Origin of the sequence: Streptomyces sp. NPDC048018, from assembly GCF_043202995.1 — a bacterium.
GTDB lineage: Bacteria > Actinomycetota > Actinomycetes > Streptomycetales > Streptomycetaceae > Streptomyces.
Map to the genome: position 1 here is coordinate 622,047 of NZ_JBIDBK010000004.1, position 18,387 is coordinate 640,433.

General features: G+C 72.9%; 15 protein-coding genes. 7 read left to right on the forward strand and 8 right to left on the reverse strand.

Annotated elements, in window-relative coordinates:
• Nucleotides 1-86: 86 nt before the first annotated feature.
• Entirely contained in the window at nt 87-2,852 is a 2,766-nt protein-coding gene (locus ACGF1Z_RS18845; protein WP_393005252.1) for an FAD-binding and (Fe-S)-binding domain-containing protein, read from the reverse strand.
• A gap of 51 nt (nt 2,853-2,903) precedes the next feature.
• On the opposite strand from ACGF1Z_RS18845, the gene serC reads away from it, so the two are divergent.
• The gene (gene serC, locus ACGF1Z_RS18850; protein WP_393005254.1) at nt 2,904-4,022 is read left to right on the forward strand and encodes a phosphoserine transaminase; all 1,119 of its coding nucleotides are present in this window, start codon (nt 2,904-2,906) and stop codon (nt 4,020-4,022) included.
• Nucleotides 4,023-4,138: 116 nt separating this feature from the next.
• Here the strand turns inward: serC and ACGF1Z_RS18855 are convergent, their stop codons facing one another.
• Nucleotides 4,139-5,122, reverse strand: coding sequence for a WD40 repeat domain-containing protein (locus tag ACGF1Z_RS18855; protein ID WP_393005256.1), 984 nt, complete (start codon nt 5,120-5,122; stop codon nt 4,139-4,141).
• An 87-nt stretch (nt 5,123-5,209) separates the two neighbouring features.
• On the opposite strand from ACGF1Z_RS18855, the gene ACGF1Z_RS18860 reads away from it, so the two are divergent.
• Nucleotides 5,210-5,896 (forward strand): GDSL-type esterase/lipase family protein, encoded by a 687-nt coding sequence (locus ACGF1Z_RS18860; RefSeq protein ID WP_393005258.1) that lies wholly within the window; start codon nt 5,210-5,212, stop codon nt 5,894-5,896.
• Between the two features lie 158 nt (nt 5,897-6,054).
• Here ACGF1Z_RS18860 and ACGF1Z_RS18865 read toward each other — a convergent pair whose 3' ends face one another.
• Nucleotides 6,055-7,044, reverse strand: coding sequence for an aldo/keto reductase (locus ACGF1Z_RS18865; protein WP_393005260.1), 990 nt, complete (start codon nt 7,042-7,044; stop codon nt 6,055-6,057).
• Between the two features lie 181 nt (nt 7,045-7,225).
• Entirely contained in the window at nt 7,226-7,798 is a 573-nt protein-coding gene (thpR, locus tag ACGF1Z_RS18870) for an RNA 2',3'-cyclic phosphodiesterase (RefSeq protein ID WP_393005262.1), read from the reverse strand.
• 32 nt (nt 7,799-7,830) lie between these two features.
• On the opposite strand from thpR, the gene ACGF1Z_RS18875 reads away from it, so the two are divergent.
• The gene (locus ACGF1Z_RS18875) at nt 7,831-8,343 is read left to right on the forward strand and encodes a GNAT family N-acetyltransferase (RefSeq protein WP_393005264.1); all 513 of its coding nucleotides are present in this window, start codon (nt 7,831-7,833) and stop codon (nt 8,341-8,343) included.
• Between the two features lie 36 nt (nt 8,344-8,379).
• On the opposite strand, the gene ACGF1Z_RS18880 is transcribed toward ACGF1Z_RS18875, so the two are convergent.
• From ACGF1Z_RS18880 to ACGF1Z_RS18890, 3 genes are all read right to left on the reverse strand, one after another.
• Nucleotides 8,380-8,874 (reverse strand): lamin tail domain-containing protein, encoded by a 495-nt coding sequence (locus tag ACGF1Z_RS18880; RefSeq protein ID WP_393005266.1) that lies wholly within the window; start codon nt 8,872-8,874, stop codon nt 8,380-8,382.
• A gap of 143 nt (nt 8,875-9,017) precedes the next feature.
• On the reverse strand, nt 9,018-10,382 hold the full coding sequence (locus ACGF1Z_RS18885; protein ID WP_393005268.1) for an MFS transporter: 1,365 nt from the start codon (nt 10,380-10,382) through the stop codon (nt 9,018-9,020).
• A gap of 26 nt (nt 10,383-10,408) precedes the next feature.
• A complete protein-coding gene (locus tag ACGF1Z_RS18890) occupies nt 10,409-10,852 on the reverse strand; it encodes a MarR family winged helix-turn-helix transcriptional regulator (protein WP_393005270.1) in 444 nt (147 codons plus the stop codon).
• Between the two features lie 168 nt (nt 10,853-11,020).
• On the opposite strand from ACGF1Z_RS18890, the gene ACGF1Z_RS18895 reads away from it, so the two are divergent.
• Complete coding sequence (locus ACGF1Z_RS18895) at nt 11,021-11,245, forward strand: ribbon-helix-helix protein, CopG family (RefSeq protein WP_393005272.1); 225 nt, start codon at nt 11,021-11,023, stop codon at nt 11,243-11,245.
• Here ACGF1Z_RS18895 and ACGF1Z_RS18900 read toward each other — a convergent pair.
• Entirely contained in the window at nt 11,215-12,672 is a 1,458-nt protein-coding gene (locus ACGF1Z_RS18900; protein WP_393005274.1) for an NCS2 family permease, read from the reverse strand. The genes ACGF1Z_RS18895 and ACGF1Z_RS18900 overlap by 31 nt on opposite strands.
• A gap of 152 nt (nt 12,673-12,824) precedes the next feature.
• Between ACGF1Z_RS18900 and ACGF1Z_RS18905 the strand changes: the two genes are divergently transcribed.
• From ACGF1Z_RS18905 to ACGF1Z_RS18915, 3 genes are all read left to right on the forward strand, one after another.
• Nucleotides 12,825-13,097, forward strand: a complete 273-nt coding sequence (locus tag ACGF1Z_RS18905) for a DUF2530 domain-containing protein (RefSeq protein ID WP_393005276.1) — start codon at nt 12,825-12,827, stop codon at nt 13,095-13,097.
• A 170-nt stretch (nt 13,098-13,267) separates the two neighbouring features.
• On the forward strand, nt 13,268-15,691 hold the full coding sequence (locus tag ACGF1Z_RS18910) for a cation-translocating P-type ATPase (RefSeq protein WP_393005278.1): 2,424 nt from the start codon (nt 13,268-13,270) through the stop codon (nt 15,689-15,691).
• 144 nt (nt 15,692-15,835) lie between these two features.
• A complete protein-coding gene (locus tag ACGF1Z_RS18915; RefSeq protein ID WP_393005280.1) occupies nt 15,836-18,319 on the forward strand; it encodes a hypothetical protein in 2,484 nt (827 codons plus the stop codon).
• Nucleotides 18,320-18,387: the final 68 nt, after the last annotated feature.

Sequence of the window (18,387 nt, forward strand, 5' to 3'; positions counted from 1 at the left end):
AAGGCCCCCGCCGCCCGCGCACGAGCGGCCCGGCCCCCGGCGGAGCACCGGTGGGCCCGTGCGGGAGGGCCTGCCCGGCGGCCGCCCTACTGCTCGTCCAAGGCCTCCGCCAGCACCTCCGCCATGTGCCGTGGGTGTCGCTCCGGTGCCAGGTGGGCGATCTGGGTGCGGCACGAGAAGCCGTCGGCGAGGACGACGGACTCCGGGGGTGCGGCCCGCAGGGCGGGCAGGAGCTGGTCCTCGGCGCAGGCCACGGACACCTCGTAGTGGCCGGGCTCGAAGCCGAAGTCGCCCGCGAGGCCGCAGCAGCCGCCCACCAGGTCGCCGTCCAGGCCCGCGCTCCGGCGCAGCCGCCGGTCGGCCGCGTCGCCCAGGACCGCGTGCTGGTGGCAGTGGGTCTGCCCGGTGACCGGGCGGGCCGGCCGGGGCGGTGTCCAGTCGGGGGCGAGCTCCTCCAGGGCCTCGGCGAAGGTCCGCACGGAGGCGGCGAGGCGGGCCGCGCGAGGGTCGTCGGGAAGGAGTCCTGGCAGGTCGGTGCGGAGGGCGGCCGCGCAGGAGGGCTCCAGGACCACGACGGGCCCGGTGACCGCGGCCATGACGTCGAGGGTCCGGCGCATCACCTTCCGGGCCGTTCCGAGCCGGCCGGTCGAGACGTAGGTGAGGCCGCAGCAGACCCGGCCGGGCGGCAGCGTGACGCCGAGCCCGGCGGCCTCCAGGACCCGCACGGCCGCCCGGCCGGTCTCGGGGGCGAGGTGGTCGGTGAAGGTGTCGGGCCAGAGGGTGAGGGCGGGCGGCCGGTCCGAGGCGCGTTCGCCGAACCAGGAGGTGAAGGACCGCTCCGCCACCCTCGGCAGGGGCCGTTGCGGTGTGACGCCCGCCAGCCGGGCCGCGAAGGGCAGACCGAGGGCCGCGTTCAGGCCCCGGCCGAACAGGTCGAGCCAGTGCGGCAGTCCGCCCATCGTCCAGTGCGAGCGGGGCCGCGCGAAGGGGCGCCGGGCGTAGTGGCCGGCCAGGAACTCGGCCTTGTACGCGGCCATGTCGACGCCGACCGGGCAGTCGCTGCGGCAGCCCTTGCAGGACAGGCAGAGGTCGAGCGCCTCCCGGACCTCCTCGGAGCGCAGCCCGTCCGTGATCACCTCGCCGAGCGCCATCTCGTGCAGCAGCCGGGCCCGGCCGCGCGTGGAGTGCCGCTCCTCCCCCGTCGCCCGGTAGGAGGGACACATCACGCCCGGCCCGGAACCCGGCCCGTCCACCCGGCACTTGGCCACTCCGACGCACCGGGCGACCTCGCGGCCGAGCCCCACCACCGGCAGGCCCTCGAAGCGCAGCCCCGCGTCGAGCGGCCTCGGCCGGACCAGCATGCCCGGGTTCAGGCCGCCGGCCGGGTCCCACAGGTCCTTGACCTCGCCGAACAGGGCGACGAGCGCGTCCCCGTACATCCTCGGCAGCAGCTCGGCGCGGGCCTGGCCGTCCCCGTGCTCCCCGGAGAGCGAGCCGCCGTGGGAGACCACGAGGGCGGCGGCCGCCTCCGAGAACTCCCGGAAGCGCCCCACACCGGCCCGCGTCCACAGGTCGAAGTCGATGCGGACGTGGATGCAGCCGTCGCCGAAGTGCCCGTACGGGGTCCCCCGCAGCCCGAACTCCGCCAGCAGGCCCCGGAAGTCGCGCAGATACGCCCCGAGCCGCGCGGGCGGCACCGCGCAGTCCTCCCAGCCCGGCCAGGCCTCCCCGCCCTCCCCGGAGGGGCCCGCCGGCATCCGTGTCGCCGTCCCCGCCGCGTCCTCCCTGATCCGCCACAGCGCCCGCTGCCCGGCCGGATCGGTGACGAGCAGGGAGTCGAGCGCGTCCGCCGCCCGCGCCAGCTCCGCGGCCGCGGCGGCGCCGTCCACCTCCACGAACAGCCAGGCCCCGCCCCGGGGCAGCCCCCGCGCGCCCCGGACGAGGTCGGCGGCCATGCCCTCGACGGTCAGCGGCCGGTGCCGCAGCAGCCCGGCCGCCGCGTCCGCCGCCGCGCTCTCGTCGGCGTAGCCGAGGACCACCAGGACCGGTTCGGCGGGCAGCGGGACCAGGTCCACGACCGCCTCCGTGACCACTCCCAGGGTCCCCTCGCTGCCGCACAGGAAGCGGGCCACGTCGGCGCCGCGCTCCGGCAGCAGCGCGTCCAGCGCGTATCCCGAGATGCGGCGCGGCAGCCCCTCCGGACAGCCCGTGCGGATCGGGGCCAGGTGCCGCTCGACCAGCTCCCGCAGTCCGGCCGGCGCGCCCGCCCACTGCCGCCCGGGACGCAGCCGCTCCCCGCCGTACGTGAGCACGTCCAGGGCCCGGACGTTGTCGGCGGTCGTCCCCCAGGCCACCGAGTGGGAGCCGCAGGCGTTGTTGCCGATCATGCCGCCGAGGGTGCAGCGGCTGTGCGTGGAGGGATCGGGGCCGAAGGTCAGGCCGTGCGGGCGGGCCGCGTCCCGCAGCCGGTCCAGGACGAGGCCCGGCCGGACGACCGCCGTCCGCGCCTCCGGGTCGAGGGACACCAGGGCGCGCAGGTGGCGTGTGAAGTCGAGCACGACGCCGGTGCCGGTGGCCTGGCCCGCGATGGACGTGCCGCCACCGCGCGCGACGACGGGCACCTCGTACTCCCGGCAGACCGCCAGCGCGGCCGCCACGTCGTCGGCGTCGCGCGGGGCGACGACGCCGAGCGGCACCCGCCGGTAGTTGGAGGCGTCCATCGAGGTCAGGGCGCGCGCGGTGGCGGAGAAGTCGACGTCTCCGGACACGGCGGCGCGCAGGGCGTGCGCCAGTTCGCCGGTCGCGTTCTCGTGTGATCCCACGACTCCAGGATGTCTCAGTCCTCGTCTCATCGGGCGGACATCCCCCCTCGTCGCCTTCCCCGACCCGATACGCTCCGCCTCGTGGCCGATATCCAGATTCCCGCTGACATCAAGCCCGCCGATGGCCGTTTCGGCGCGGGCCCCTCCAAGGTGCGTACGGAGGCGCTGGACGCCCTGGCCGCCACCGGCGCCTCGTACCTCGGCACCTCCCACCGCCAGGCCAGGGTGAAGAACCTGGTCGGCGAGGTGCGTGCCGGCATCAGTGACCTCTTCTCGCTGCCCGAGGGCTACGAGGTGATCCTGGGCAACGGCGGGTCGACCGCCTTCTGGGACATCGCGACCCACGGCCTCATCGAGAACAAGTCGCAGCACCTCACCTTCGGCGAGTTCTCCTCCAAGTTCGCGAAGGCCGCGAAGCTGGCCCCCTGGCTGGCCGAGCCGACCGTGATCTCCTCCGACCCGGGCACCCACCCGGAGCCGGTGGCCGAGGCGGGCGTCGACGTCTACGCCTACACCCACAACGAGACCTCCACCGGTGTCGCCGCCCCGCTCCAGCGGGTCGCGGGCGCCGACGAGGGCGCGCTCGTCCTGGTCGACGCGACCTCGGGCGCCGGCGGTCTGCCGGTCGACATCACCGAGACGGACGTCTACTACTTCGCCCCGCAGAAGTCCTTCGCCGCCGACGGCGGCCTGTGGCTGGCGGCGTTCTCGCCCGCGGCGCTGGAGCGCGCGAAGAAGATCCACGAGTCCGGCCGGCACATCCCCGAGTTCTTCTCGCTGCCGACGGCGATCGACAACTCGCTGAAGAACCAGACGTACAACACCCCGGCGCTCGCGACCCTCTTCCTGCTCAACGAGCAGCTGAAGTGGATCAACGGCCAGGGCGGTCTGGACTGGGCCGTGGCCCGGACGAAGGAGTCCTCGCAGGCGCTGTACGGCTGGGCGGAGGAGTCGAAGTACGCGACCCCGTTCGTCACCGACCCGGCGAAGCGCTCGCAGGTCATCGGCACGATCGACTTCTCGGACGACATCGACGCCGCGGCCGTGGCCAAGGCGCTGCGCGCCAACGGGATCATCGACACCGAGCCGTACCGCAAGCTGGGCCGCAACCAGCTGCGCATCGCGATGTTCCCGGCGGTCGACCCGGCGGACGTGCGGGCGCTGACGGCCTGCATCGACTACGTGATCGAGAAGCTCTGACCTGACGTCGCGGACCTCAGGTCGCGGCAGGGGCCCGGCACCGGACGTCGTCCGGTGCCGGGCCCCTCGGTCTTCCCGGGCCGGACGGCCGTCGTGCCGGACCGGCGGGCCGCGTCCTAGCGCCGCTTGACCATGCGTCTGAAGCCGACCACGACGACGGTGGCCAGGCCGAGGACCACGACACCGAGGGCGAAGTCGCCCTGGTCGCCTCCGCCGGCGGCGTGATGCGCGCCGGGCGTGCTCGGCCTCCCCGGGCCGGTGCTCCGCCCGGGCGAGGGGGAGCCGCCCTCGCGCTCGACCCGGACGACCCGGCTGTTGCGCCCCTCCGAGCCGAACAGGAAGGCCGAGCCGTCGGGCGTGTACGTCACGGACTCCGCCTGTCCCTGGAAGGGCGCGCCCACGGAGGTGCCGTCGTCACCGAGGCGTCCGTCCTTCCACGCGTACTCCCTGGCCATGAGGTAGCCGCGGAGCACGAGCCGGCCGCCGTCCGGGGAGAAGGCGCCGTCGGTCACCCACGGCACCTCGCCGACCCGCCGGAAGACGTTGGTGCGGGAGGCGTCGAGGCGCTCGGGCCCGGCGTACAGTCCGCCGCCGTCCTCGTTCTTGCTGGCGATGTAGACCCGGCCGGTCTTCGGATGGACCATCAGCGCCTCGGCGTTGCGCGGCCCGTCGGCGTACTTCACGTCGTACTGGGTGGCCCTGACCGTCTGGTCCCGGAGCTGTCGGGGCTCCGGGAACCGGTAGATCCAGACGTGGTCCCAGGAGCCGTTCAGGTTGTCGCCGATGTCGCCGACGTAGATGTCGCCGTCCGGCCCGACGGCGATGGCCTCCATGTCGCGGGGCGTGCCGACCCCCTTCATGGTGAGGGTCGCGACGGTCTCACCCGTCCGGGAGTCGATGCCGTAGACCAGGGGAGCGTCCTGGTCGTTGTGCGTCCAGTAGATCCCGGGGTGGGCCCGGCTGGCGGCGAGTCCGCTGGACTCGGTGATCCGCGGGTCCTCGATCGTGAAGTCCCGGTCGGCGTCGGCCGCGCCCGCGGGGGCGGCCGTGACGAGGACGAGGGCTGCCGTTCCCAGGGCGCACCGCAGAGCTGATCGCATGCCACCAGCCTGCCACGGGGCGGCGGGACGGCCCTGGTGTCCGGGATCACGTCGCCGCCGCGCGGGCCGTCGGTGATGATGTCGACCATGCGTTTTCTGTTCGTCGGCGACAGCATGACCATCGGACGCGCCGGCGACTTCACCTGGCGGTACCGGATGTGGCGGCACCTGGAGCGGGTGCTGCCCGGCGGTTACGGGATCGTCGGTCCGCGCACCGCGCTGTACGAGGCGGCCGACGACGCGGCCACGTCCCACGCGTACGCCGATCCCGGCTTCCCCGGCGACGCCCGCCGCCATCTGGCCGGCTGGGGCGAGGGCTGGCTGCACATGGCCCCGGTGGCCGGCGAGGTGGTGCGGGAGACCGGCGCGGACGTGCTGCTCGTCTCGCTGGGCCTGATCGACCTGGGCTTCTACACCAACAGCGACCAGACCGCCGAGAACGTGCGGGCCTTCCTGGCCGGGGTGCGCGCGGCCAACCCGCGCGTGCGCACGGTGCTGCTGCCCGTCATCCCGAACGTGCGGGCCACGTACGACGCCCCCTTCGCGGCCGAGTGCGCGCGGTTCAACGAGCTGCTCGCCAAAGCGGTCGCGGACCTGGACACGGCCGCGTCCCCGCTGCTGCTCGCCACGGTCCCGGAGTCGTACGACCTCCGCGCCGACACCTACGACGGGACCCACCCGGGCCCCACCGGCGAGCACAAGCTGGCGGCGGCCTTCGCGAACGCGCTCCACCAGGCCTGGGGCGTCGGCGGCCCGTACGCGTACCCGTCCTGACGGCGCCCGGGGGCCCGCGGCCCCGCTCCCGGCGCACCACCCTCCGCCCGGACGCGCCGAGCCGGCCGGGAAGCGCCGACGCGGCGGCGGTGACCCGGCCGGCGCCGAGCCGGTCCCGGTACCGGCCGCGGTCCGGCCCGGACCGGCCCGGCCCGCCGTCACCAGGCGAAGGCCTCCGGCGCGGGTCCCGGACCGGGGAAGATCTCGTCGAGCGCGGTGCGCAGTTCCTCGCCCAGCCGCAGCTCCAGGGCGCGCAGGGCGCTCGTCAGCTGCTGCGGGGTGCGCGGCCCGATGATCGGGCCGGTCACGCCCGGGCGGGCGAGCAGCCAGGCGAGGGCCGTCTCGCCGGGATCGAGGCCGTGCTCGTCGAGCAGGTCCTCGTAGGCCTGGACGCGGGCCCGCACCGCGGGGTCGGCGAGCCGGTGGGCGGTACGGCCGGTGGCACGGCGCCCCTCCCCGGCCGTCCTGCGGAGGACGCCGCCGAGCAGGCCGCCGGCCAGCGGGGACCAGGGGATGACGCCGAGCCCGTACTCGCGGGCGGCGGGAAGGACCTCCATCTCGGCGCGCCGCTCGTGGAGGTTGTAGTGGCACTGCTCGCTGACCAGGCCGACCATCCCGCGCCGCGCGGCGGCCTCGTTGGCCTGGGCGATCTTGTAGCCGGGGAAGTTCGAGGAGCCGGCGTAGAGGATCTTGCCCTGCGTGATGAGCACGTCAACGGCCTGCCAGATCTCCTCGAAGGGGGTCAGGCGGTCGATGTGGTGGAACTGGTAGACGTCGATGCGGTCGGTGCCGAGCCGCCGGAGGCTGCCCTCGACGGCGCGGCGGATGCTCACGGCGGACAGCCTGTCGTGGTTGGGCCAGGCCGGCGAGTCCTCGGCCATGCTCCCGTACATCTTGGTGGCGAGGACCACCTTGTCGCGGTGGGAGGGGTCCTTGGCGAACCAGGACCCGATGATCTCCTCCGTGCGCCCCTTGCCCGCGGTCTGGCCGTAGACGTTCGCGGTGTCGAAGAGATTGAGGCCCGCGTCGAGCGCGGCGTCCATGATCGTGTGGCTGGTGGCCTCGTCCGTCTGCGGTCCGAAGTTCATCGTGCCGAGGACGAGCCGGCCGACCGTGAGTCCCGTGCGTCCGAGCTGCGTGTACTCCATGACGACCCACCCAACGCCTTCGAGCGCGCTCCAGGCAAGGTTTCGGCGCCCCGGCGGGGCGCCCGCCGGGGCCGGCGGTCCGGGGTCAGCTCACCACGGAGGCCACCGCGATGATCGCGAACATCAGGACGAGCACACCGGCCATGATCCGGTTACGGGTTTTGGGGTCCACCCTTCGAGGTTAACCCGGTCCGCCGAGTGGCCAGGCGGCGACCGTCTCGTAGCGCGGCCGGGCACCCGGCGTCCCACCGGCGGGCAGGTTGCTGCGGACGAGGGCGAGCTCCGCGACCTGCCAGCGGGTGCCCTCGAAGGAGTCGAGGGCCGCGACGAAGGGGCGCAGGTCCACGTCCTGGGCGCGGGAACGGGCCACCGTGAGGTGGGCCTGGTAGCGGCGGTGCTCGTCCATCGCGACCCCGGCCCGCCGGGCGGCGGCGTCGGCGCGTTCGGCGAGCAGCCGCAGCTCGTCCAGGCCGCCCGCGGCGCCCGTCCACAGCACGGCGCGCCCGAAGTGCCCGCCGCCGTGCAGCCGCAGCGGGAAGGGGCGGGTGCGGTGCGCGGCCCGGCCGAGCCGGGCCCGGAGGTCGGCCAGCAGCGCCTCGTCGACCTCGCCCATGAACGCGAGGGTGAAGTGCCGGCCGGGCGGCGCGGTCCAGCGCAGCCGGTCCGCTCCGGGCAGGTGGGCGAGCCGGTCGACCGCGCGGCCCAGCTCGTCGAGCTGCCCGGGCGGCGGCAGGACGGCAGCGAAGAGCCTCATGTACCGAGTGTGACAGGGACTAACCTCGGCGGATGGATACCGAGATCAAGATCAGGCAGAGTGGGCCGCAGGACCTTCCCGCGATGCTCGCGATATTCGACAGTGCGGTCGCCTGGCTCAACGGCCGGGGCATCACCGCCCAGTGGGGCACCGAGCCGTTCAGCGCCCGGCCGAAGACCGTGGAGTCGGTCGAGCGGGTCGTGGCCGAGGGCACCCCGTGGATCGCCGAGATCGACGGCGTGCCCGTCGGGACGCTGACCCTCACCCCGTACCCGGGCGCCCACGTGGCCCGCGCGGACGAGCCGGAGCGGTACGTGCGCTTCCTGGCGACCGACGGGCGCCGGCACGGCCTCGGTGTCGGTGCGGCCCTCCTCGCGCACGCGGCCGAGGAGACCCGCCGGCTGGGCGTCTCGCTGCTGCGCGTGGACTGCTTCGCGGGTGGCGAGGGCCGTCTGGTGGCCTACTACGAGCGCCAGGGCTTCACCCGTACGGAGGCCTTCACGGTCGGCGACTGGCCGGGGCAGGTGCTGGAACGGCGGGTCTGATCCGTCCGGCCCCGCACCCGGCCTTGCCCGGCCGGGTCAGCCGTGGAAGCTGATGTAGCCGTTGCCGTCGCGGTCGTTGCCGCTCTTCGTGTAGGCGTGGGTGTCGGCGTAGGCGCCGCCGGGCTTGATCAGCTTGATGGTGTCGCGGTCGTTGTTCCAGATGAAGTTGCAGTTGTCGCGGTAGGCCACGTTCCGGGCGTCGGACTCCGTGCCGCGGTTGCCGCGCAGCTGCACGTAGTCGCCGGGCTCCAGGTAGTGGTTGATCCGGAAGGTGTACGCGTTCCCGGTCGCGTCCTTCACGGTGTAGCCCCTGAGGTTCACCGTGACGGTCCGGGAGTAGTTCTTGATCGTGACGAACTCCGCGGCGGCGTTGCCGCCGGAGCACCGGTTGGAGTCCGGGCCGGGAGCGTCGTACTGCACCCCCTTGATCTTCAGGGGCGAGGAGTACTCGGTCGCCTGTGCCGGGACGGCGGCGAGGGCGACCAGGGCGCCGGCGGCGAGAGCCGCGGCTATGACGGAACGCTTGCGCAAGACGAAGCCTCCTGTGCTTCTTGAGCGGTCGAGCGCGGCTCAACCTACACAGGATCTTCACCGTTCATCCCGGGAACGCACGGATCCGTACGCGCGGCGGACCGGGCCGTCGAGGCCCGGTCCGCCGTTGTGCGCAGAGGGTGTTACGCCGCCGTCGCCAGGCTCTCGCGCCGCTCCTGCGGCACGAAGCGGACGCTGGGGTGGCCGTGCCGCCAGCCCACCGCGACCTTCAGGCCGCCGACCCGGGCCAGGACCAGGCCGATGACGGCCGCCGCCGCGAGGGAGACCAGGCCGCCGGTCGCGAAGCCGACGCGGGCTCCGTAGGTGTCGGTCACCCAGCCGAGCAGCGGCGCGCCGATCGGCGTGCCGCCGGCGAAGACCATCATGTAGAGGCTCATCACCCGGCCCCGCATGACCGGGTCCGTCGCCATCTGGACGGCCGAGTTGGCGCTGATGTTGACGGTCAGTCCGATCATGCCGATCGGGACGAGCAGCAGCGCGAAGATCCAGAAAGCCGGCGAGAGGGCCGCCGCGATCTCCAGGGCGCCGAACACGCCCGCCGCGACCACCAGCATCCGCAGCCGGGTGGAGCCCCGCCGTGCCGCGAGCAGCGCGCCCGCCAGGGACCCGGCCGCCATCAGCGTGTTGAGGAAGCCGTAGGTGCCGGCGCCGACGTGGAAGACCTCCCCCGAGAAGGCGGTCAGCCAGATCGGGAAGTTGAAGCCGAAGGTGCCGACGAAACCGACGAGGACGATCGGCCAGACCAGGTCCGGCCGCCCGGCCACGTATCGCAGGCCCTCCCGCAGCTGGCCCTTGCCGCGGGGGGCGCGCTCCACCTTGTGGAGCTCGCTCGTCCGCATCAGCAGCAGGCCCGCGATCGGGGCGAGGAAGGACAGGCCGTTGAGCAGGAAGGCCCAGCCGCTGCCGATCGACGCGATCATGAGACCCGCGACGGCAGGGCCGACGAGGCGGGCGGACTGGAAGTTCGCCGAGTTCAGCGAGACCGCGTTGCGCAGCTGCCCGGGGCCGACCATCTCGGAGACGAAGGACTGCCGGGCCGGGTTGTCGACGACGGTGACCATGCCGAGCAGGAAGGCGATCAGGTAGACGTGCCAGACCTGCACCTGCCCGGTGAGGGTCAGGACGGCGAGGGTCAGCCCGCACAGTCCGAGCGCGGCCTGGCTGACGAGGAGGATGCCGCGCTTCGGGTAGCGGTCGGCGAGGACGCCGCCGTAGAGGCCGAACAGCAGCATCGGCAGGAACTGGAGCGCCGTCGTGATGCCGACGGCGGCGGCGGAGCCGGTGAGGCTCAGGACCAGCCAGTCCTGTGTGATCCGGGCCATCCACGTACCGGTGTTGGAGACGATCGCTCCGGTGAAGAACAGCCGGTAGTTCCGGATCCCGAGCGAGGAGAAGGTCCCCTTGCCCTGGCGATTGCGCGGGTCCGCGCGGGAGTAGGTATCGGATTGATGGACGGGTGCGGAGTCTGCTCCGGGTCCCGTGCTCAAAGTGCGTCGCCTCCTCGGCCTCGGTGCTAGAGGTGTGCGAGCTTCTCCAGGACCGGGGCGGCTGCGCGCAGCCTGGCCCACTCGTCCTCGTCCAGGCCTTCGGCGAGGGTGGCGAGCCAGGCGTTCCGCTTGCGACGGGACTCTTCGAGCATGGACTCGGCCTGCTCGGTCTGCCTGACCACCTTCTGCCGACGGTCGTCGGGATGCGGCTCCAGCCGGACCAGCCCCTTGGCTTCGAGCAGCGCGACGATGCGGGTCATCGACGGCGGCTGGACGTGCTCCTTGCGGGCCAGCTCACCGGGGGTGGCCGAGCCGCAGAGCGACAGGGTGCCGAGCACCGACATCTCGGTCGGGCTCAGCGACTCGTCGACGCGCTGGTGCTTCAGGCGCCGGCTCAGCCGCATCACGGAGCTGCGGAGTGCGTTCACGGCCGCGGCGTCGTCGGCGGTGCCGTGGGACAGGTCAGGCATGTTCTTTAGCTTAACTCATTACTCTCGCTAAAGACCAATCGCCACACGGGCCTCGATCACGGACCGGTCACGGAACGAAAACGCCAGGTCTCCATCTATCACCCAAATGAGTGAGACCGATCCGGAAAGTGACGCGCAGGGGTCTTCCCTGGCGCGAACCTGACGGGCATGGAATCGACCGTGCTCAGCCTGCGCATCGACGGAGAGCTGCTCGAACGGCTCCGCGGACACGCCGCCAGACGCGGAATGAGCGTCCAGGACTATGTCGCCCGGACGCTCATGCGCGAGGATTTCGACGAACGGTTCAAGACCGCCGTCGAGGAGACGGAGAAGTTCTACGGGGCGCAGGACGCGCCCCGCGATCAGGTGAGGCCCAGCGCCGGCATCGCGTAGTAGAAGACGAAGACCGCCGAGACCACGTACATGGCCACCGGGACCTCGCGGCCCCGGCCGGCCGCGAGCCGCAGCACGCTGAAGGCGATGAAGCCGATGCCGATGCCGTTGGTGATCGAGTACGTGAACGGCATCATCACCATGGCCAGGAAGGCCGGCACGGCGATCGTGTAGTCGCTCCAGTCGATCTCCTTGACCGACCCGGCGAGGATCAGGAAGCCCACCGCCAGCAGGGCGGGGGTCGCCGCCTGCGAGGGCACCATCGTGGCGAGCGGCGTGAGGAACAGCGCGACCGAGAACAGCGCACCGGTCACCACCGAGGCGAGACCCGTACGGGCGCCCTCGCCGACACCGGCCGTGGACTCCACGAAGCAGGTGGTGGCGGAGGAGGACGTGGCACCGCCGGAGGCGACGGCGAGGCCGTCGACCAGCAGGACCTTGTTGATGCCCGGGAAGTTGCCGTCCTCGTCCATCAGCTTGGCCTCGTCGCCGACGCCGAGGATGGTGCCCATGGCGTCGAAGAAGCAGGACAGCAGCACGGTGAAGACGAAGAGCACGCCGGTCAGGACGCCGACCTTGCCGAAGCCGCCGAACAGGCTGACCTGGCCGACCAGGCCGAAGTCGGGCGAGGCGACCGGGTTGCCGGGCCACTCGGGGGTGGTGAGGCCCCAGGACGGCACCGTGGCGACCGCGTTGATCACCATCGCGACGCCCGTCATGACGACGATCGAGATGAGGATGGCCCCCGGCACCTTGCGGATGATCAGCGCGAGGGTGAGCAGGGTGCCCAGGACGAAGACGAGCACCGGCCAGCCGGTGAGGTGCCCGTCGCCGCCGAGCTGCAGCGGGACGGTGGTGTGCGCGGCGTCGGGGATGCGCGAGACGAAGCCCGAGTCGACGAGGCCGATCAGCATGATGAAGAGACCGATGCCGATCGCGATGCCCTTGCGCAGGCCGACGGGCACGGCGTTCATCACGCGCTCGCGCAGGCCGGTCGCGACGAGCAGCATGACCACCAGACCGGCGAGCACGACCATGCCCATGGCGTCCGGCCAGGACATCTTCGGCGCGAGCTGGAGCGCGACGACCGTGTTGACGCCGAGGCCGGCGGCGAGCGCGATCGGGACGTTGCCGATGACGCCCATGAGGAGCGTCGTGAAGGCGGCGGTCAGCACCGTGGCGGTGACGAGCTGGCCGCTGTCGAGCTGGTGCCCGTACATGTCCTTGGCGCTGCCGAGGATGATCGGGTTCAGCACGATGATGTAGGCCATCGCGAAGAACGTGGCGAATCCGCCACGGATCTCGCGGGCGACGGTGGAGCCGCGCTCGGAGATCTTGAAGTAGCGGTCGAAGCCGGAGACGGGACCTTCGGGAGACGGAGTCTCCGGTTCCGGGGAGAGGGCCTTGGCGGCGGCCGTGGTGCTCATGGGGGTTCCTCTTCGGAGGTTCAGAGAAGTCCTTTTTGGCGGTTCATACGAGGGGAACCCGCCAGAGGCAAACCGTTTCAGTATGAACACATGAGCGAGCGGCAGTCCATCTCCGCGCGTAGATGCGAAAACCGGCCACCTAGACTGACGCCATGGACAAGTGGACACCGAAGCACGAGGCACCCGAGCCCCTGGAGGGGCCCGTCGTCGCCACCATCACCGGCGGCACGATCCTCTGGTTCGTCCTCTTCCTCGCCCAGGTCCCCTTCTACGGCTGGTTCCGGGACCGGGACCTCACCTGGTGGGTGTGGACCTGCCTGGCCGGCGCCGGCCTCGGGCTCATCGGCATCTGGTACGTCCGCAAGCGCGACGCGGCGATCAAGCGCCACGCGGCGGCGCAGGCGGAGCGGCCCCCGGCCGCGTAGGACCGCGCCCCTCCCCCGCCGCGCCTCCCCCGCCGCGCCTCCCCCCGGCCGCCCAGGACCGCAGGCGGCCCCCGCCGCGTAGGACCGGGGGTGGATTCCCGTCCCCCCGCGGTCTGATCCCCGGGCCCTTCGGCAGGTGGGCGGCCGAATCCGGCCGTACCGTCGGAACCATGACGCAGCGGGCGAGGATCGACACGGGCGGCAGCGGAACCGGGGAGCGGACGGGGCCGGTGGACACCGCCCCCGTCGTGCACCGGACCACGGGTCTCACCGCGGCCGAGGTCGCCGAGCGGGTCGCCCGCGGCGAGGTCAACGACGTCCCCGTGCGCAGCTCCCGCTCCACCACCGACATCGTCCGCGCCAACGTCTTCACCCGCTTCAACGCGATCATCGGCGTGCTGTGGGTGATCATGCTGGTCGTCGCGCCGATCCAGGACAGCCTCTTCGGCTTCGTGATCATCGCCAACACCGGCATCGGCATCGTCCAGGAGCTCCGCGCCAAGAAGACCCTCGACGGACTCGCCGTCATCGGCGAGGCCCGACCGACCGTCCGGCGCGACGGCGTGGCCGCCGCGGTCCCCACCTCCGAGATCGTCCTGGGCGACCTCATCGAGCTCGGCCCCGGCGACAAGGTCGTCGTCGACGGCGAGGTCGCCGAGGCGGACAGCCTGGAGATCGACGAGTCCCTGCTCACCGGCGAGGCCGACCCCGTCGTGAAGCAGCCCGGCGACCGCATGATGTCCGGGTCCTTCGTCGTCGCCGGCGGCGGCGCGTTCACCGCCACCAAGGTCGGGCGCGAGGCCTACGCCGCGCAGCTCGCCGAGGAGGCCTCCCGCTTCACCCTCGTCCACTCCGAGCTGCGCACCGGCATCTCCACCATCCTCAAGTACGTGACGTGGATGATGATCCCGACCGCGCTCGGGCTCGTCATCAGCCAGCTCGTCGTCAAGGACAACGACTTCGGGGAGTCGGTCGCCCGCGCCGTCGGAGGCATCGTCCCGATGATCCCCGAGGGCCTGGTCCTGCTCACCTCCGTCGCCTTCGCCATCGGCGTGATCCGGCTGGGCCGCAGGCAGTGCCTCGTGCAGGAGCTGCCCGCGATCGAGGGCCTCGCGCGCGTCGACGTCGTCTGCCTCGACAAGACGGGCACGCTCACCGAGGGCGGCATGGACGTCACGGACCTGCGCCTCCTCGACGGCGCCGACGAGGGCTACGTACGCAAGGTGCTCGGCGCCCTCGGCGAGTCCGACCCACGCCCCAACGCCTCCCTGCAGGCCATCATCGACGCCTACCCCGACGCCGAGGAATGGCGCTGCACCGAGTCCCTGCCCTTCTCCTCCGCGCGCAAGTACAGCGGAGCGGCCTTCAGCGAGGGCAACGGCGAGAGCTCCACCTGGCTGCTCGGGGCGCCCGACGTCCTCCTCCCCGCGACGGACCCCACCCTCGCCGAGATCGACCGGCTCAACGAGCAGGGCCTGCGGGTCCTGCTCCTCGCGCGGGCGGCACGCGGCCTCGACGCCCCCGAGGTGTCGGCGGGCGCGAGGGCCACGGCCCTCGTCGTCCTGGAGCAGCGGCTGCGCCCGGACGCCGCCGACACCCTGTCCTACTTCGCCGACCAGAACGTCGCCGCCAAGGTCATCTCCGGCGACAACGCGGTGTCCGTCGGCGCGGTCGCCGGCAAGCTCGGCCTGCCGGGCGCCGAGAACACGGTCGACGCGCGCGAGCTGCCCACGGACCGGGAGCAGATGGCGAAGGTCCTGGACGAGAACGCGGTCTTCGGCCGGGTCACCCCGCAGCAGAAGCGCGACATGGTCGCCGCGCTCCAGTCCCGGGGGCACACCGTCGCCATGACCGGCGACGGCGTCAACGACGTCCTCGCCCTGAAGGACGCCGACATCGGCGTCTCGATGGGCTCGGGCTCGGAGGCCACCCGGGCGGTCGCCCAGATCGTCCTCCTGAACAACTCCTTCGCCACCCTCCCCTCGGTGGTGGGCGAGGGGCGGCGGGTCATCGGCAACATCACCCGGGTGGCGACCCTCTTCCTGACGAAGACGGTCTACTCGGTCCTCCTGGCGGTCCTCGTGGTGGTCAGCCAGGTCGAGTACCCCTTCCTGCCCCGCCATCTGACGCTCCTGTCCACCCTGACCATCGGCGTCCCGGCGTTCTTCCTGGCGCTGGCCCCGAACAAGGAGCGCGCCAGGCCGCACTTCGTCCGGCGCGTGATGCGGTACGCGATCCCGGCCGGCGTCATCGCCGGTGCCTCGACCTTCGCGACCTATCTCCTGGCCCGCCACCACTACACGGGCCCGGGCGCCCTCGACGCCGAGACCAGCGCGGCGACCCTGACCCTCTTCCTGGTCTCCCTGTGGGTCCTGGCGATCATCGCCCGCCCCTACACCTGGTGGCGCGTCACGCTGGTCGCCGCGATGGGCGGCGCCTTCCTCCTCGTCCTCGTCGTCCCGTGGCTCCAGCACTTCTTCGCCCTGAAGCTGGTCGGCCTGCCGATGCCGTGGACGGCGGTCGGCATCGCGGCGGCGGGCTCGGCGGTCCTGGAGTTCGCGTGGCGCTGGGTGGGCCGCCGCTTTCCGGCCTGATCCGTACAACCATTCGCCCGCTCACGCGTCTTGACTGTGCTGCACCAGTGACGAGTGGGGTGAGGGGCGCGGATGCGTCGTACGAACAGATCGGGCAGATCGAACCGGTGGGCCAGAGCGGCCGGAGTGATGTGCGGGGCCGCGGTGGCCGCCGCGACGCTCGTGGCACCGGCCGGCGCGACGGGAACGCCAGGAGCGACGGGAGCGGAAGGGGACACCGGCCCGGGCGCCGCCGCCCCCGCACCGCCCAGCGCCCGGCTGAGCACCGGCGAGACCGCGCGGATCGACCGCGGCGGGCTGCGGGTGACCGGCCCCGGCGGCGCGCCCTCCGGCCCGTACTCCTATGTGAAGGTCGGCGGCCGCACCGAGGTCACTCCGGCCGGCCGGGAGGCCCCGCAGGAGACGACGGCCCTCGGCGGCCCGGCGACCGCGGGAGGCACCCCCTCGGCCCTCACGCCCCGGGCCACCGCCTCGCCGACCGCCACGACGAACCAGCGGGTCAGGATCCAGCTGGTCAACGCGGACAACTGGGGCCCCCTCATCCACGTCTGGAACCGCCGCACCTGGCAGTACCACGACGTGGCCGAACAGCAGTGGGACACCTACGGCACGGCCAGCCTGCCGCCCGGTGACTACCTGACCATCGGCGACTTCAGCACCTGGGGCCGGGACACCTACTTCCTGGCGAAGACGTTCACCGTCGGCAGCTCCGCGCTGACGGTCTCGCTGGACGCCAGACAGTCCAAGCCGGTCCGGATCGCGGTCGACGACACGAGCGCGACCCGCGCCACGTCCTCCGTCTGGTACACCCTGCCGAACGGCGACCTCGCCGGCTTCGCCGGCGGCTGGGGCAACCAGGTCTACGTGTCGCCGCTCGCGCTCACCGGCGTCAACCTCAAGATCCACGACGTCCTGGAGCGGAAGGGTTCGAGCGGCAACCGGCCCAGCCCCTACCGGTACGACCTGGTGCACACCTTCGCCGACGGCGTCCCCGCCACCCCGGTCGTCCAGGCGCGCACCGCCGACCTGGCGCTGACCCGACCCTGGGTGAAGGCACCGGGCGCGGGGCTCAGCGCGACCCTGTCCGTGGTCCCGCGGAACAACGACTCGTCGGCCGTGTACCTGCCGACCACCGTGCCCGCCGCCGCCACCTTCCGGCACTACCTGACGCCCGGCCAGCCCTTCGGCCGCGACTTCCACCAGGGCTCCCTGGTGTTCAGCCTGCCGGACGTGGCCCTGCCCAAGGGCGCGAACCCCGACGAGACGCTCGGCCAGGCCCCGTACGCCGGGCAGCCGGGCTGGGGCTCCTCCTCGTACCGCTCGGGCACGTTCTACCTGAACGAGACCAGCCCGCTGGCCGACGCGGCCGGGCGCCGCGGTACGGACCTGAACGCCTCCAGCGTCTACCGGGTCAGCGCCGACGGGACGCTGCTCGTCGACTCCGGGCTGCGCACCGGCTGGGACTCGGACCTGCGGGTCCCGGCGGGCTCGTACCAGAGCTACACGATCCGGCACACCGTCACCCAGCGGGGCACGACCAACCGCCTCTCACCGCGTGTCGAGACCGAGTGGACCTTCCCGCGCAGCACGCTGCCGACGTCGCGCACGAGCGCGCTGCCCGTCCTGGACGCCGGGTTCTCGGTGCCCGGCCTGGACGCGCGCAACCGCGCCGCGGCCGGCCCGGCCACCGTCCGGACCACGCTGACCTCCCGGGTCGGCGCGGCCCCGACGCTCACCTCCGTCGAGTACTCCTTCGACGACGGCGCGAGCTGGCAGACCGCCCCGCTGACCGCCGACGGCGCCACCGGCACGGCCACGCTCGACGTCCCGGCCGCTGCCGGCTTCGTCTCGCTGCGGGTCGGCGGCAAGGACGACGCGGGCGGCACGATGGTCCGGACGGTCACCCGCGCCTTCGCCGGCCCGGGTGCTCAGACCACCCTGAAGGCGGGCGCCCTCACGGTGGGCACCGTCGTCGTGAACAACGCCCGCCCGATCACCCCGCGGCTCCTCGACCCGGTGCCGTACGAGGCGCGGTTCACCGTCTCCGGCCCCACGAGCGCCTTCAAGGCGGGGCTGGCCTTCCGCCACGGCACGTACACCGCGCCCGACGGCCTGCTGGAGACCGGCGAGGCCACCTGCACCGAGCGGGCCACCGGCACCGTCCACGACTGCGTGGCCACGTTCGAGATCGCCGCCGAACACCTCGGCCTGAACAAGCTCGCCGGCACCTGGTCCGTCGACGCCTGGGCCCACTCCGCGAACGGCGACCTCCACCAGGGGCCGGTCGGCGGCCAGGTGACGTTCAAGCGCTCCACCTCCCTCACCATCACCGCCACCCCCCAGCCCGTCACCCGCGGCGGCACCCTCACCGTCACCGGCAGGCTCTCCGGCGCGGCCTGGGAGTACGGCGCCCCCACCGGCCTCGCGGGGCAGAAGGTGGAGCTGCAGTTCAGGAAGGCGGGCACCGGCACCACCTGGTCGACCGTCGCCACCGGCTGGACCGGCTCGACCGGCGTCGTGACGGTCAGGCGCACCGCCTGGAGCGACGGCGCGTGGCGGCTGCACTACGTGGGCTCGGGGAGCGCGGTCGGCTCGTACTCCTGGGCCGACAACGTCGACGTGCGCTGACGTGGACCGGGGGTCGCGGGCGTCCCCACGACAGGCCGCGACCCCCGGGGAAGACTGGTCGTGGATCG